The organism is Blautia sp. OF09-25XD, from assembly GCF_003482095.1.
GTDB lineage: Bacteria > Bacillota > Clostridia > Lachnospirales > Lachnospiraceae > Fusicatenibacter > Fusicatenibacter saccharivorans.
This window is the reverse complement of sequence record NZ_QUMG01000018.1, coordinates 1-14365: the sequence shown is the minus strand read 5'-3', so window position 1 is coordinate 14365 and position 14365 is coordinate 1. Positions and strand designations below refer to the sequence as shown.

Annotated in this window: 14 protein-coding genes and 1 pseudogene; all 15 read right to left on the bottom strand. The window is 46.9% G+C overall.

The features are described 5' to 3' along the window. Positions 1–16 precede the first annotated feature (16 nt). Positions 17–1384, bottom strand: coding sequence for a glycoside hydrolase family 32 protein (locus DXA93_RS13655; protein WP_117802615.1), 1368 nt, complete (start codon positions 1382–1384; stop codon positions 17–19). Between the two features lie 32 nt (positions 1385–1416). After that, positions 1417–1767, bottom strand: coding sequence for a GH32 C-terminal domain-containing protein (locus tag DXA93_RS13650; RefSeq protein WP_158565054.1), 351 nt, complete (start codon positions 1765–1767; stop codon positions 1417–1419). 92 nt (positions 1768–1859) lie between these two features. Continuing rightward, positions 1860–2813, bottom strand: a complete 954-nt coding sequence (locus DXA93_RS13645) for a glycoside hydrolase family 32 protein (RefSeq protein ID WP_117813522.1) — start codon at positions 2811–2813, stop codon at positions 1860–1862. Between the two features lie 215 nt (positions 2814–3028). After that, positions 3029–4840 (bottom strand): extracellular solute-binding protein, encoded by a 1812-nt coding sequence (locus DXA93_RS13640; RefSeq protein WP_022461556.1) that lies wholly within the window; start codon positions 4838–4840, stop codon positions 3029–3031. Positions 4841–4964: 124 nt separating this feature from the next. Further along, positions 4965–5876 carry a carbohydrate ABC transporter permease gene (locus tag DXA93_RS13635; RefSeq protein ID WP_082426161.1) on the bottom strand — a complete coding sequence of 304 codons (912 nt, stop codon included), beginning with the start codon at positions 5874–5876 and terminating at the stop codon, positions 4965–4967. 19 nt (positions 5877–5895) lie between these two features. Next, on the bottom strand, positions 5896–6837 hold the full coding sequence (locus DXA93_RS13630) for an ABC transporter permease (protein WP_022461554.1): 942 nt from the start codon (positions 6835–6837) through the stop codon (positions 5896–5898). A 141-nt stretch (positions 6838–6978) separates the two neighbouring features. Then, a complete protein-coding gene (locus DXA93_RS17895; RefSeq protein ID WP_158565053.1) occupies positions 6979–7134 on the bottom strand; it encodes a hypothetical protein in 156 nt (51 codons plus the stop codon). 251 nt (positions 7135–7385) lie between these two features. Then, on the bottom strand, positions 7386–8363 hold the full coding sequence (locus DXA93_RS13625; RefSeq protein WP_022461553.1) for a LacI family DNA-binding transcriptional regulator: 978 nt from the start codon (positions 8361–8363) through the stop codon (positions 7386–7388). A gap of 327 nt (positions 8364–8690) precedes the next feature. Further along, positions 8691–9620: a DUF4097 family beta strand repeat-containing protein gene (locus DXA93_RS13620; RefSeq protein WP_022461552.1), complete on the bottom strand. Its 930-nt coding sequence runs from the start codon at positions 9618–9620 to the stop codon at positions 8691–8693. Continuing rightward, positions 9617–10234: a DUF1700 domain-containing protein gene (locus DXA93_RS13615; RefSeq protein ID WP_022461551.1), complete on the bottom strand. Its 618-nt coding sequence runs from the start codon at positions 10232–10234 to the stop codon at positions 9617–9619. Before DXA93_RS13615 ends, DXA93_RS13620 begins: the two co-directional genes overlap by 4 nt. Continuing rightward, positions 10231–10548, bottom strand: coding sequence for a PadR family transcriptional regulator (locus tag DXA93_RS13610; protein WP_022461550.1), 318 nt, complete (start codon positions 10546–10548; stop codon positions 10231–10233). The genes DXA93_RS13615 and DXA93_RS13610 overlap by 4 nt, the downstream gene beginning before the upstream one ends. A 140-nt stretch (positions 10549–10688) precedes the next feature. After that, on the bottom strand, positions 10689–11240 hold the full coding sequence (locus DXA93_RS13605; protein WP_117813520.1) for a flavin reductase family protein: 552 nt from the start codon (positions 11238–11240) through the stop codon (positions 10689–10691). A gap of 85 nt (positions 11241–11325) precedes the next feature. Further along, positions 11326–12450, bottom strand: coding sequence for a non-canonical purine NTP pyrophosphatase (locus DXA93_RS20090; RefSeq protein ID WP_119208567.1), 1125 nt, complete (start codon positions 12448–12450; stop codon positions 11326–11328). Between the two features lie 12 nt (positions 12451–12462). Continuing rightward, entirely contained in the window at positions 12463–13398 is a 936-nt protein-coding gene (locus DXA93_RS13595) for a carbohydrate kinase family protein (protein WP_117813569.1), read from the bottom strand. Between the two features lie 161 nt (positions 13399–13559). Further along, a pseudogene (locus DXA93_RS13590) lies at positions 13560–14365 on the bottom strand (hypothetical protein); the annotation flags it as partial.

The following is a 14365-nucleotide window of genomic DNA, read 5'->3' as shown; positions in this document are numbered from 1 at the left end:
CCCTTTCTCGCAGCCCTTATGCATCAATTTCGTAAAGTTCAACAGAAAGATCACCCTTCCAGCTTATACGGTCGTACGGTGTCTCCGGATAAACCACTGTAGAAATAGCATCTACGCCGTCCTCAGCAAACAGTTCCAGAATGGAAACATCAAAAACAAGCTCCAGATTCCATGCTCCGTCTTTCTTTCTCGCTGCGGTGCTGATGGAATATTTTTCCGTCATGAAGTGCTCACTGAATTCTTTGTAGCCCGCCATGGTACGGTCAACCGTGATTTTGGTGTCAGTTACATAAATCTTCAATTTCTGTCCCACTGAGTTTTTCAGACAGATTTTCGCATCTCCTTTTCCGGAAACCTTCAGTCCAAAGGTCTCTGTGCGGATCGTTGTGTGATTCTCGATCGGATAGCTGCTGTGGCGGAATTTTTCCAGTCCGGCCGGAGCAGCCGCAAGGGTCAGAGCACCATCTACTTCTGTCAGGGACAGTTTTCTTGCCAGAGTTGCCTGTCCACAGTACCCTTCTGTCGGAGTCTGCGCTGCATACTGCCAGTTCATACCCCATCCCATCAGCAGAACATCTTTCGCATTCTGGAATGTAACGGCTGCATAGTTGTCGAAGCCTTCATCCAGCCATCTTGGCTCATCGGATGGATAGGTGCAGAGGAATTTTTCTCCATCGAAATCACCCAGGAAATACTGCATTTTGCAGTGGTCATCTTCGGAAGCTTTCGTCATGCTGACAACGAGAACCCATACATTTTTTCCTTTATACTCAATCGGGAACAGATCCGGGCATTCCCATACACCCTTCACATGGTTTCCTTCCGGTCCGAATTCTCCAGTTTTCTCCCAGTTTTTCATATCCTGGGATGCGTAGAAGAAGACACGGTCCTGCGCTGCAAGAACAAGACTCCAGCATCTTCTGACCGGATTCCAGAACGCTTTCGGGTCACGGAAATCGGAAATTCCCGGGTTTTTGATGACCGGATTCAGATATGACTTTTCAAAATGCCGGCCCTTATCATTGCTGTATGCAATACTCTGCTGTTCCAAACCGTCCTTGTGATGGCTGGTATAAATAGCAATGATCGGCGGGTTTTCATTGGTACCATACTCAGAAGAATTCTGCGTATCATACACAGCACTTCCCGAAAAGATAAATCCCAGTTCATCCGGATAAAGTGCGATTGGCTGATGCTCCCAGTGAATCAGGTCGCGGGATGTTGCATGGCCCCAGTGCATCGGTCCCCAGCTGGTATCATACGGGTACTTCTGATAAAAGAAGTGGTACACGCCATCTACATAAACCATGCCATTCGGGTCGTTCATCCAGCCTTCTTCCGGTGAAAAGTGAATTTTCGGTCTGTAATCTCTTTTTTTCATCATTTTTGTAAAACCTCCCAAAATAAACATATCCCCTATTTTTTAATGGTGTACATTTTCACTTCCAGATCTCCGTCTGTGGAAACCACCTGATACGGAGCATCCGGGTAAACGCATACGGAAGCGGTCTCCAGACCACCATCTGCATAAATCTCCAGATAGGAAACGTCAAAAATAATCTCCATGTTGACATTTCCGCGCATGTAACGTTTTGTTGTAGATACCAGCAGATCCTCTTTTTTGAAGAGCTTCGGATCTACATCATCAAAGTAACTAAGGTCGCCGCTCTTAGAGCGGTCCACCGTGATGCTGTCCACCGTTACCTCGATGACTACTTCCTCACCTCTGCTGTTTTTCAGCGCAATTCTTCCGAAATTACCCTGCACGAGAAGTCCAAAGCTCTCGGTCAGCAGCGGCTTCTGATTTCCGATCGGGAAGGCACCCGCACGGTACTCATCGATCCCGAACGGTTTTGTTTTCAGGCGGTAGCCTCCTCGGTCTCACAAAGTGAAAGTTCTCTTGGCAGTGTCATCAGACCGGAATACTCACCGGTCGGAACAAAGTTCGCGTAGAGCGGATTAACGCCCCATCCAAGGTAAACCGGACGGTCGTAGTTTCCATACGTTACACCGGCATAATTGTCGAATCCGAAATCAATCCACAGCGGCTCGTCTGTGATCTCGGTGCACTGGAAGGTATCTCCGTCAAAATCACCGACGAAATACTGTATATTGGCACGGCCTTCGGTTCCCGGATGTATCATGCTGACTATCAGAATCCATTTGAATCCGTCAAATTCATTTCCTGTTTTAGCACGGATCAGATCGGTGCATTCCCATACAGTCGGCACTTTATTGACACCGACACCGAACTCGCCTGTTTTCTTCCAGTTTTTCAAATCCTGGGATGCGTAAAACTCTGCGTGGTCGCCGGATGCCAGAACAAGGCTCCAGCAGTCCTTTTTGTCATTCCAGAAGACGCGTGGATCACGGAAATCCGGTGTGCCCGGGTTTTCGATCACCGGGTTGCCATAATATTTTTCAAAATGCTTTCCCTGATCCAGGCTGTATGCAATACACTGCTGCTCCAGGCCCGTTTCCATATTGTGCGCCGTGTAGACAGCCACCATCGGTTTCTCACCGTATTTCGCAAATCCGCTGGTGTTATTTTCATCGTATGCCATACTTCCGGAGTACATCGTTCCGATCTCATCCGGGTACAGGGCGACCGGCAGATGCTCCCAGTGAATCAGGTCTTTCGATACTGCATGACCCCAGTGCATCGGTCCCCATACAACGTCATTTGGGTTATGCTGATAATACAGATGCCAGATACCATCGATATAAATCAGTCCGTTCGGATCGTTGTTCCAGTTTTTCTCCGGTGTAAAATGAATGTTCGGTCTAAAATCTCTTTTTCCCTGTTTACTCATAGGATCCCTCTTTTCCTGTTCTCTCTTTTCCTATTTTATCTTTTTCCATTTGGAACTTCAACAAAAAAGAAATAAGAACGAAATAATCTTCTTTTTAAATATGGCCATGTTATATGGGATACAACATGGCCACATTTGGAATTTCTTTAGTTATAGAACATTAATTGCAAATCGTTTACGTTACTGTTTTTTCGTAATCGCTTTTCGCCCGATTTTTAGTTTGCTGCAGAAGCTGCTCGATCTACTGCGCCCTGGTAAATCTCAACCAGTTCGCTCAAACCAGCGCCCTCAAGCTCTGTCTTATAGGACTCCCAGCTTGCATCATCAACGCCGCCGGTTACCCATGTAGTGATGTAACGGTCAACGATATCGGAGACGGTCGGCTGAATCTGTGCCAGACGCTGAATCTCTTCCTGGGTCATCAGAACACGCGGAATGGTGTCATACTCTTCCATGATGTCATCTTTACCGTTTTCTTTCTGCATCTCGAGAAGTTTTACAGCATCGAAGGTGTAGCCGCAAACGGTGTCATAGTACTCGTTCTGAACGATCATAGAACCACGGCAGGTTGTGGAGTTTACACGAGCCTCACCAAAGTTCTTATATTCCGGATTCAGAGGTTTGTAGTTTCCGTTTTCATCGAGCGGTGTACGAAGAACGCCGTCTTCGTCTTTCTCATAGTTGTATCCGATTGCGCCCCAGTTAGATGTAACAGAGATTTCCGGATCGCCTACCATGTAATCTACAAATCTTGCAACAACGTGCGGGAATTTGCAGGTCGTTGTGATTGCTGTATCGGAAGAATCCTGCAGCTCAGAGTAGTTGCACTCGAAACCGGTCATACCGTCTTCGCCCTGCAGTCTCGGAACTGCTACGTACTGATCATGTACTTCCTGGTTTGTAATTTCCTGATCGCCCCAAACACCGAAGGAACCGATCTTTGCAACATTCTCTTTGATCAGAGAAGATTTGAATGACATACTTTCATCTGCCTCGAAGGAACCGTTCCAGATCAGTCCTTCTTCATACAGCATGTTGAAAAATTCTGCTGTTTTCTTGAATGCTTCGTCTGTTGCAGTGAACGTAACTTTTCCGTCAACCATTCTTAAGTGATCCGCATAGGAGTTTCCTCCGCAGTAGGAGTCAGCGCATCCGAATGCACCTGTGAAACGATAGAACAGGTTGTAGGAACCAAAGGTATCGGTTGCGCCGAACCAGGTTGCCATCGGGATTTCATCGTCTTCGCCGTTTCCGTTCAGATCGCCGCCGTCGCGGATTGCTTTCAGGCAGTCTACCCACTCGTCTACGGTTGTCGGCACTTCTTTGCCTACTTTATCCAGCCATGTTTTGTTGATCACGAATGGTCCAGGTGTTAATACAAGACCTTTCATTTCCTCTACGTACGGGAATCCATATTTATGGCCGTTCGGAGCGGTGATCTCAAGCTGATACTGCTCATTGTCATCGAGGAATGCTTTCAGGTTCGGCATATACTCTTCGATCAGGCCTTCGGTCGGAAGGAATACATCCTGGTCTGCGTACTGAACTACGGTGTTTCCGGATTTACCATCGCCGAAGTTCCAGAATACATCCGGAAGATCCTGTCCGGAAGAAAGCATCAGATTGATTTTCTCTGTTGCGCTCTCCTGCGGGATCGGCTGCCAGTCAAACTCTACTCCTGTGTCCTCGAACCATTTCTGGCACATAGCCAGGTCGCCTACTTCTACAGTTCTGTCTGCAGAGTTTACGATCAGAGCGGAAATTTTTCCGTATTTCTCTTCGAATTTTGCCGGATCTTTGATGATCGGAAGGGTACCGTCGAGCTGGATGATTCCCTCATCTACTGCTTCCTGCTCTTCTGCTGTGAGACCTGTGTCACCTGCTTCTGTACCGGATGCAGAGGTGGTGTCTCCTCCTGTGCTTCCTGCACCGGAGCTGCTTGAGCTGCCGGAGCTGTTTCCACAGCCTGCGAGCATGCTGGTTACCATAAGGCTTGCCAGTAATACGGATACGATTTTTTTCTTCATATTGTTCCTCCTTTATTTTGCTGCCTTTTCCGGCAGTGAAATACGTTAGTATTTTTGTATTCCTACACATAAACCATGTCTGCTATATCCATGAATTCTGCAACAATAAATTTTCTGTTCTGCATCAGCCCTTGACTGCACCGATCGTAACACCTTTTGCGAAGTATTTCTGCAGGAAAGGATATACGCACAGAAGCGGGAATGCGGAAACAACTACGACACAGTATTTTAACTGCTCAGCCAGTTTCTGTTTTGTTACCATCTCAGAAGCACTACTTCCCATCTGGTTGGACTGGTTCATCAGTACCAAGTTTCGAAGAACGACCTGAAGAGGCATCTTGCTGTCATCCTGCAGGAACATCAGTGCGTTGAAGAACTGGTTCCACATTGCGGTTGCATAGAACAGACACATAACTGCGATGATCGTTTTCGACAGCGGAATTGCAATTTTGAAGAAGAATCCAAAATCGCTGCAGCCGTCGATTTTTGCTGCTTCGAGAAGCTCGACCGGAATACCACTTTCAAAGAAGGAGCGGCATACGATCAGGTTGTAAGCGGACACTGCTACCGGAAGGACCATAGCCCATGTTGTGTTGTAGATGTGCAGCTGCTGTACGGTTAAGTACATCGGAATCATACCGCCGCTGAAGAACATCGTGAAGGTGAACAGGAACATAATCGGTTTTCTTCCTACCATATCGTATCTGGAAAGTGCATAGCCGGCCGGAATGGTGCAGACCAGGGAAATCAGCGTTCCTAATACGGTATATTTGATGGTGTTTGCATAGCCGGTCCAGAGCGGCTGGTATTTCAGTGTGGTTTCATATCCGTTGGTGTACCACGCTTCCGGATAGAGAAGAATTTTACCGGAGCTTACAACAACCGGGTCTGTAACAGATGCCAGAAGCACGTAATACAGAGGATATACAATTGCAATACAGACAAGGATCATGATGACGGTATTGATCACGGTAAAGACCTTGTCTCCCGTACTCATTTTTACTTTTTTCTTTTTCACAGTGTTATTATTTGCCATTTTTCAAGCCCCCTGACTCTTAGAAAATACTGATATCGCTGGTCTTCTTTGCAACTGCGTTTGTGATAACCAGAATAATGAAGTTTACAACGGAGTTAAATAAGCCAACGGCTGTCGCAAAACTGTACTGTGCGGTCTGGAGACCTACTTTGTATACGTATGTCGAAATGATCTCACTGACGGTTGTGTTGGTACCGTTCTGCATCAGATAAGCTTTCTCATATCCCACGTTCATAATATTACCTACCTGAAGGATCAGCATCAGGATGATGGTCGGCATAATCAGAGGTAAATCAATGTAAAGGATCTTCTGAAATCTGGAAGCACCATCCATCGTTGCTGCTTCGTAATATTCCGGGCTGATTGCGGTCAGTGCTGCGATGAAGATGATGGCGTTGAATCCCATCGTCTGCCAGATGTTACTTCCGATGAAGAGTTTGCGGAAGTACTCCGGAAGGCTGGTGAACATGATTGCTTTTCCGCCGGCTCCCATAACTGCGTGGTTTACAAGACCGTTTGCGGAAAACAGTACGGAAATCAGGCTGACTACAACTACGTTTGACATAAAGTACGGTGCGTAGGAGATGGTCTGGATGATTCGTCTCGGTCCGCTTCTCTGTACCTGGTTCAGTAAGAGTGCGAAGATAACCGGAATCGGGAATCCGATGATCAGGCTCTCCAGACTGATGACGATCGTGTTCTTGATTGCCGTCATGGCAATACTGGTACTGAAGAACATCTTGAAATACTTGAAGATCGGATCTGCCCACGGACTTCCCATGATTCCCATGCGGCCTTTAAAATCTTTAAAGGCGATGATCAGGCCGTACATTGGATAGTAAGCAAAAACGATCAGCCAGATCAGTGCAGGAATCAGCAGGATGTACAGCTGCCAGCACGAGAGCGCTTTTTTCAATTTTCCACTTTCTGCCGTTTTCGGCGATGACGTTTTTTTCTTCATAGTTCCCTCCTTATTTCTCTAAAAGCTTTACCAACCGCTTTTCGTTCCACATTTGCATCGTTTCCGTTTTGGCACTTTGCCTTGTGGAACCTGTTCCATACCTGTATCATAGTACGCAGTTCGCCCAATGTCAACAAATCATCAATATTTTTTCGTCATTTTCAATATTTTCACAATTTTTATTTTGTGTTTTTGTGCAATATGCATCCTGTTTTTCATAAAATTCACACTTATCTTCTTTCTTCTCCCATTCTCCTGTTCCACATGTTCCGCTGTTCCATGCTTTTCCTGTTCCATATGTTCCACTTTTCCGTTTTTCACTATTTTTTCGACAATTGCAACTGTTTCAGCAGCGATTTCATATCCTTTTGCTCAGTCTTTCTGCCCTTTTGCCGTATATAAGTTGGTTTTATTTCATTTTTATTTTATACATGAAAAAGAGACACCCTTTCTTTTCAGATCGAGTGTCTCTGATATCTGTTCTTCTTCTGTTCTATCGCAATCCCGGAAAATGATGCAAAATTCGGTAATTCCCTGTTTTGTTATCTTCAGGTACTTTCTCCTTTTCGGAAGGTCACATCCACAATCTGCTCCATCTCCTCAATCTTCTTTCCGTCAATCATGCGGATGATTGTGTCCACGCTCCGCTTTGCGATTTCCGGCACATTCTGACAGACCGTCGTCAGCTCCGGTGTCAAAAAGCGGGTAAAATCCAGGCCGTCGTAGCCAACCACCTTCAGTTTTTTCGGAATCTTAATCCCTTTTTTCTGCAGCATCTTCATGCACGCTGCCGCTGTGACATCGGCTGTAAAGAGTCCATCAATTCCATCAAAATGGCTGATGTATTTTTTCCAGATCGTCGGGCCGCTCTGAAAATTCAGAATCTTGCTTCCGGCATCAATCGCTGTAATTTTACATTTATGCTGTTTGCAGACTTCCGCAAACCGTCGGTAACGATCCATGGAGCAACCACGCTCTGTTGCACTCGATGCAAAATAGAGCACATTCTTACATCCTGCGCTCAAAAGCGCCTGCGCCGCAAGCTCACCGCCGCGCTTATGGTCGGAATGTATACACGGAATCCCTTCGGTGACGTAGCGGTCAATCATGACAATCGGACGGTGAATTTCCGCCAGGCTGACAGAAGACGGGATATCCGCACAGCAGATAATGCCGTCCATGACATTTCGCTGCAGCATTTCCACAAATTCCTCGATGCGGTTCGGATTGTCCCCAACCTCGCAGAGCATGCACTTGTAGCCATTGGTGTACAGATTATTCTCGACATGTTTCACCAGAGATGCCATAAACGGATGTGAAAGATTCTTAACAACAATTCCGATAAAACCGGACTTGTTGCGGAACAGGTTCTGGGCAAGCTCATTTGGTTTATAGTTCAGTTCCTCCACTGCCTGCATGATCTTCTGTTTTGTTTCATCGGAAATATACCCGCTCCCATTGAGTGCACGGGATACCGTTCCGATTCCTACTCCCGCTTTGATCGCGACATCTCTAATACTTGCCATAGTTTCTCCTAACTCCTATTCTGACACTGGGCTGTTTTCTCTGACTCGTTCCGGCTTTTCCCCCGCTGCCAGTCTGTGGAGCCCGTTCCACAATGCTTGATTACTTTTATTTTAAAGCACCGCAATCTACAAATCAAGTTAAAAGCTGAAAATTTAAGTACAAAAAACAAGCGACTGTTTGGATCATTTCCCTTTTTCTGGTGAAACCATCCAAACAGCCTCCTGTGTTTTTGTCACTTTTGTCTTATTTTCCAAAAACGCTCATTCATGCGGGCATGCTTTGCGATTTTTCTGGAATTTCATATGTCCCTGAACATTCAGAAACGCTTAATCGTTTTCCAACGAGATATCACCATCCTTTGTCATCAGTGTGATTCTGCCCGCTGGCTGATCCGGTACATAAGAAAAGCTCTGCTCGTCCTCCTCTTTCTGCATCAGATTCTCCATGGTATCCGGTACATCGATCTCCCCAAAATCTGTCTTTGCCGTAATTTCCAGCCGTTCCAGATCTTTTTTACCCAGTTCAAGTTCAATATCGCCGTAGGAGTTTTCCACCGACACGTCTCCGGAAAGCTTCGTATTTTGGATTTTCGCATCGCCATCCTCCAGCGTGATCGACCCATTCTCCCACGTTCCACTCTTCAGTTCCACATCACCGTAATCTGCTTTGCATTTGATATTCTGCATGTCACATCCGAAAAGTGTGATATCTCCATCCGCATTTTGCAGTCTTCCGCTTTCCGCCTGGATGCCATTCATCTGCACATCACCGAATCCCATCGTTACCTCTATTTTTTTCAGTACCTTCTTTTCCGGTACATACAGAATCACTCCTGTTTCCGACTGTTTACCGCCACTTAAGATTTCTTCCGTAAAGTCAATATTAATGTAAATCGTATCGGACACTGCGCTTGTCTCTTCGATGCTCAGAACACCGTCCCGCACGCGATATTCCACTGCAGTCTCTCCTTTTTTCGACGGAATCCGCCAGGCGAGATAACAGGAATCGTCACCGGACGGAAGGATGTTCAGGTCGCCGATCGTAAGGTCTGCCTGCAGTTCATCAAAATCATCAAGTTTTATCTTTTCCTGTGTGGAAATGCCGTCTTCCTTCTTCGCAGAACCGCTCATCGCATTCAGATCATACGTTTCCGCGTATGCTTTTCCGCCGCTTGCCCATCCGCTGAACATCAGCACTGCACCGGCAATACAGCAGGCACATCCTGTCAGTAATGCTGTTTTTGTCCATTTTTTCATGATCTGCTTCCTCCTTTTTTCGTTACCTTACGTGTACACCACACGAACAGCCGTCCCATCCATTTTGCAAAGTATACGCCGAACACCGCGCACAGAATACTGATTCCCAGCATGAAAACGCCCATTCCGGTAATAAAGCAGAATCCGCCGAAGGAAACCGAGACTGCCAGAATGCCGCGCAGCAGCATCTTAATTCCGGCGGCCACGCCGACAACTGCAATCAGAAAGACGCTCATATCAAGCAGTGCCGCACAGAGGGCCGCGCAGAGCAGAACGATGAGAATGCTGATCAGAATCGGGGCTCCGATCGGGGCTGCAAACAGGGCGAGAATCGCGATCCAGACGACGTTGGCGCCTGTCGTTTTTTTCTTCTCTTTCTGTTTTTCTTCCTTTTCCATTGCCTCGCGTTCATCTACTTTTTTGTCCAGAAGATTCCGCATCAGCTCGGCGGCTGCCTGTTTCGGTGTTCCGAGTTCTTTGATCACGGCCTGCTCATTTTCCGGACCGGCATCTGCAAAATACTCGGTGAAGTATTCCATCGCATCTTCATAGTCGCTCTGCGGAAGCTTCCTCAGATACTTTTCCAATTGTTTCAGATATTCCCCACTCGTCATTCTTTTTTCCTCCACTCGATGATGTTGTCAATGGTGTCACGATAGGACTTCCATTCGCCCTGCAGGTACGCCATCTGTGTTTTTCCTGCTTCTGTGATCGAATAATACTTCCGTTTTCTGCCCTGGTACTCTGCGGAATACGTCGTCACGTAGCCCGCCTTTTCCAGTTTTTTCAGGATCGGGTACAGTGTCGACTCTTTGATGTCTGCAACCAGTTTGATCGTCTGGCTGATTTCATATCCATAAGAATCTTCCCGATTCACAATCGACAGGATCATAAATTCGATCAGCAGTGCTGATACCGGAAAATACATAAAAAACCACCTCCGTTAGTTTCTGATATGTAAAATATTTATATATATATAATTTATACATATCATAAGACTATGGAGGCGGTTTGTCAAGGGGAATATATAAAATTTTTACATATTCGCTGTCATGTCATCATCTGTGTTTATTTCAGGGCTTTTCCGGAACCGAATGCGTCGCCGACTTTGTCGCCCATGGCGAGATAGGTGTTGTTGACCGGGTCGAAGGCGATTGGTTTCAGTTTTTTCGGGTCGATCTTTCCGTCGGTCAGAACGCTCTCGTCTGCGCAGACGTTCACGATCTCGCCGACCAGAATGCCGTTGTCAAAGCTTTTCACTTTGCACTCCAGTGCCATCGGAAGCTCGTCGATCAGCGGCGCGTTGACGAATTCGCTCTTCGTTGCATGGAAACCGGCGCGTGCAAATTTATCTGGAACTTTTCTGCCGGACTCGATGCCGACGTAATCGCAGCCAACAACAGTATCCTCGGTTGCCATGCTGACGGTGAAGGCACCGGTTGCGGCAAGGTTGTCTGTTGTCTTGTGGTCGCCCATGCTGATGGAGATCTCATTGAAATCTGTGACTACACCCCATGCAGCATTCATGGCATCCGGGTTGCCATCTTTGTCGTATGTTGCAATAATCAGAACCGGAAGTGGATACATGTTTGGTTTTGCTCCAAAATTTATTCTGCTCATGGTTGTTCCTCCTGTTTTGCTTGATTTTCTTTATTATAACGCTTACAGCAAACTTTAACACAAGAGATTTTCTCTGCAAATTTTCTTAATCGTTTAATTTTCTCGTCATATCATGCCATTCCTCGCCGCCCCAGGTGGATGCGGAGATTCCCTCGTCGCGGAAATTCATCTTTTTGTACATCTCCACCTTATCCTGCAGGCAGGTCAGAATGAGCTGTTTTCTTCCGTTTTTCTGTTCCCGGCGGCTGTACTCTTCCATCAGCGCGCGGGCGATTCCCTGGCCGCGGTATTCCGGCAGGACACTGAGTCCCAACAGCATGACGTTTTCTCCCGTCGGGTCGTACAGACTGATTTCATCGAAAAAGGCATCACGGAATTTTGTCTCGTTTGTTGCAAGTCCGTTCAGCGTTCCGGCGATTTTTCCGGTTTCTTTGTCTACTGCCGCCAGAAACAGCTCCGGCGCGTACTGCACCCGCTCGCGCATGCTCTTTTCGGAGCACGCCTCATTCGGCGGAAAGCACGCCAGCTCAATGGCAACGCCCTGTTCCATTTCATCCTGGCGGATGGTTCGAAGTTCATATCGTTCCATTTTATGGTATTCCTCCATTGCCCGCTCAAAAAACTGCAGAAAACCGTCTTCCACGGCAAGCTGATCGAGCGCGGCTTCTTGCTCATTCAGATCGTAATAATATTTTCCGGTCCGCAGATCGATCGACAGACGGTCGAGCGGAAAGCCTTTTTTGCTCATCGAATGGGGTGTGCTGACCATGCGGAAAGGAGCGCTCTCCATTGACGGGTCCATCGCGTCATAGCGGTGGTCCGCATCAAGAATCAGCGAAACTGCGTTTTTGTAGCGTCCCGTCAGGCCGCCGTACTTTTCTGCAAGGGCGGCGTAATGCGCGGTCATTTCTTCATCGGACAGATACTTTCCGTTCACGGTCCGCACATGGACGCCGGGCTGGTCGTCCTCTGCCACGTTGTCAAAATACAGACCGGAATCACAGGAGAACACCGGCATATGAAGCGCGTTGAAATACGCCTCCGCCTTTTTCCTGGCATTTTCCAGCGGCGTTTTTCCATCCTCGATAATCTCTGGCTGCTTAACACCGCCAAGATCTTTCAGCCCGATCAGCTCAATCCCAAGACCGGCAAGGCGGTGACGCATCGCGTCGAGTTTTGCCGGGTTGCCGGTTCCGTACAGTAACTTCATTTCTGCCCCCTTCTATGCCTCGATGCCGAACTCTTCCGGGCGGAAGCGCGGGCAGACATTTTCCGACGATGTGATGACGGATGCAGCAAGACGCGTACCGATTTCAACTGCCTTGCCAATCGTTTTTCCATAGGTCAGACCGGCGGAAACACCTGCGCAGAACGCATCACCGGCTCCTGTTGTATCTTTTACCTGTACTTTCTGCGCCGGGCAGAAGCCGCTCTCTCCGTCTGCTTCCGCATAAACCGCTCCGTCGCCGCCCATTGTTACGACCATGGCCGGAACATTTGCCGCTTTCAGACGCTCGGCGAGAATCTTTTCCATCTCGGCCGGTGTTTTTTCGCTGTAATCATCGGAGAAGAGAACGCCTGCCTCGAGCTGGTTGCAGATCAGGCAGTCAAATTTCTGCAGAAGATCTCTTCTGCTGACTGCGATGTTCATGTTGCTGACAACGCCGTACAATTTTTTATCGTATTTTTCACAGAGCTGTACCAGCTTTTTGATGATCTCTTTGTCCATATCGATCTCTGCCACAATGGAATCGCAGTTTTCGATAATTTCATCTCCGTTTTCTTCCAGAATATCGAGAATCGGCATCAGGTTCGGGCGCTGGGAAATGGAGCCCGCCAGGTCACCGTTGTGATCGAAGACAGCAAGCCATGTTCCCATGCCGTTCGGGATTTCTTTCATGTATTCGGTATTGACTTTGTGGCGCTGCAGTTTGCGCACAACATCCTCGCCGAGTGCGGTATTATCCGCGATTCCAAGGAAGGTCGGGCGCAGTTCCAGGTTTGCGATATCCTCCACCACGTTTCGGCTCACACCGCCGTGGATGTATTCGACATGGCCGGCGTTTCTGCCATCCGGGACGTAGATGTCCTCTGGAAAACCTTTGATATCCACAAAAACTGCTCCTAATACTACGATTCCATTTTTATTTACTGCCATGTTTCTTTTTTCCTCTCCTGTTTTTTCATTCCTTCTTTTTTCAGACAAGCCTCTTCGTCTGTTTCACGAAATTTCTGTCTTATCAGCATCCAAATAATGCAAGGCACTTTTACATTGCTGCTCTCTGCTACTGTCTCGACAGTTGAGACAGTGAAGAACGCTCAACTCCTACACAATCCATCCGCTCTGACCTCTGATTGGCCATACACTCGCAGGGAGTTGAGTTGCCGGATTTCACCGTCTCGACCTGGAAGCTGGTCCTTATTTCTTTGTTTTGACATCAAGACTACCGTCTCAACGGTACTTTCGTTGTTCCAACAAAGTTCCTGTATTTCCCTGTCTCCAAAATACACCGGGAAGCGGAACTTTATGTGCTTCAGGAATCTGCCATCCGGCTGCTCCTGCTCATAAATGTCCACCTGTTCTACAAAGCTGTTAAGAAATTCTTTCTTCTCCAGGTCGGTGAACTTATCATATAGTTTATCAAAATATAAAAGAAATTGATAGACGTTTTCTTCTGATATTTTCTGTTGCTGAATATTCAGCAGGCGATTCTTGACTTCTTCTATACTGTTCTCCACGCCTTCAATCTCATCATACAAACGGTATAACCTTGTCTCCATATCCTGATATTTCTTCTCATAAAATTTATCCATGATATCCAGACTATCCATCTGCTGTCCGAGTCTTGCTTTTGCTCCTGTCAGCTGCTTATGCTGCTTTTCTAATCCTTCAATCTCTTTTTCTATTTCTTCTGTATCTATTCTTGAACCGATTTTATTCAGAATTGCTTCTTCGAATTTAGGATTCTTCACCAGCTTCCGAATAACTTCTTCCACTGCATTATTAATCTTCTCCTCGCTCCATTGTTTACGATATCCACATTTATGACCGTCTACCAGGCGACGATGTTTGCAGGCATAATAGAAATAATCCTTATATAAGGTTCCGTCTTTCTTTTTCTTTC

Coding starts and splice junctions, on each gene's coding strand:
- DXA93_RS13655 (WP_117802615.1), bottom strand. CDS start 1,384: ATGATGAAAAAAAGAGATTACAGACCGAAAATTCACTTTTCACCGGAA.
- DXA93_RS13645 (WP_117813522.1), bottom strand. CDS start 2,813: ATGAGTAAACAGGGAAAAAGAGATTTTAGACCGAACATTCATTTTACA.
- DXA93_RS13640 (WP_022461556.1), bottom strand. CDS start 4,840: ATGAAGAAAAAAATCGTATCCGTATTACTGGCAAGCCTTATGGTAACC.
- DXA93_RS13635 (WP_082426161.1), bottom strand. CDS start 5,876: ATGGCAAATAATAACACTGTGAAAAAGAAAAAAGTAAAAATGAGTACG.
- DXA93_RS13630 (WP_022461554.1), bottom strand. CDS start 6,837: ATGAAGAAAAAAACGTCATCGCCGAAAACGGCAGAAAGTGGAAAATTG.
- DXA93_RS17895 (WP_158565053.1), bottom strand. CDS start 7,134: ATGGAACAGGAAAAGCATGGAACAGCGGAACATGTGGAACAGGAGAAT.
- DXA93_RS13625 (WP_022461553.1), bottom strand. CDS start 8,363: ATGGCAAGTATTAGAGATGTCGCGATCAAAGCGGGAGTAGGAATCGGA.
- DXA93_RS13620 (WP_022461552.1), bottom strand. CDS start 9,620: ATGAAAAAATGGACAAAAACAGCATTACTGACAGGATGTGCCTGCTGT.
- DXA93_RS13615 (WP_022461551.1), bottom strand. CDS start 10,234: ATGACGAGTGGGGAATATCTGAAACAATTGGAAAAGTATCTGAGGAAG.
- DXA93_RS13610 (WP_022461550.1), bottom strand. CDS start 10,548: ATGTATTTTCCGGTATCAGCACTGCTGATCGAATTTATGATCCTGTCG.
- DXA93_RS13605 (WP_117813520.1), bottom strand. CDS start 11,240: ATGAGCAGAATAAATTTTGGAGCAAAACCAAACATGTATCCACTTCCG.
- DXA93_RS20090 (WP_119208567.1), bottom strand. CDS start 12,450: ATGAAGTTACTGTACGGAACCGGCAACCCGGCAAAACTCGACGCGATG.
- DXA93_RS13595 (WP_117813569.1), bottom strand. CDS start 13,398: ATGGCAGTAAATAAAAATGGAATCGTAGTATTAGGAGCAGTTTTTGTG.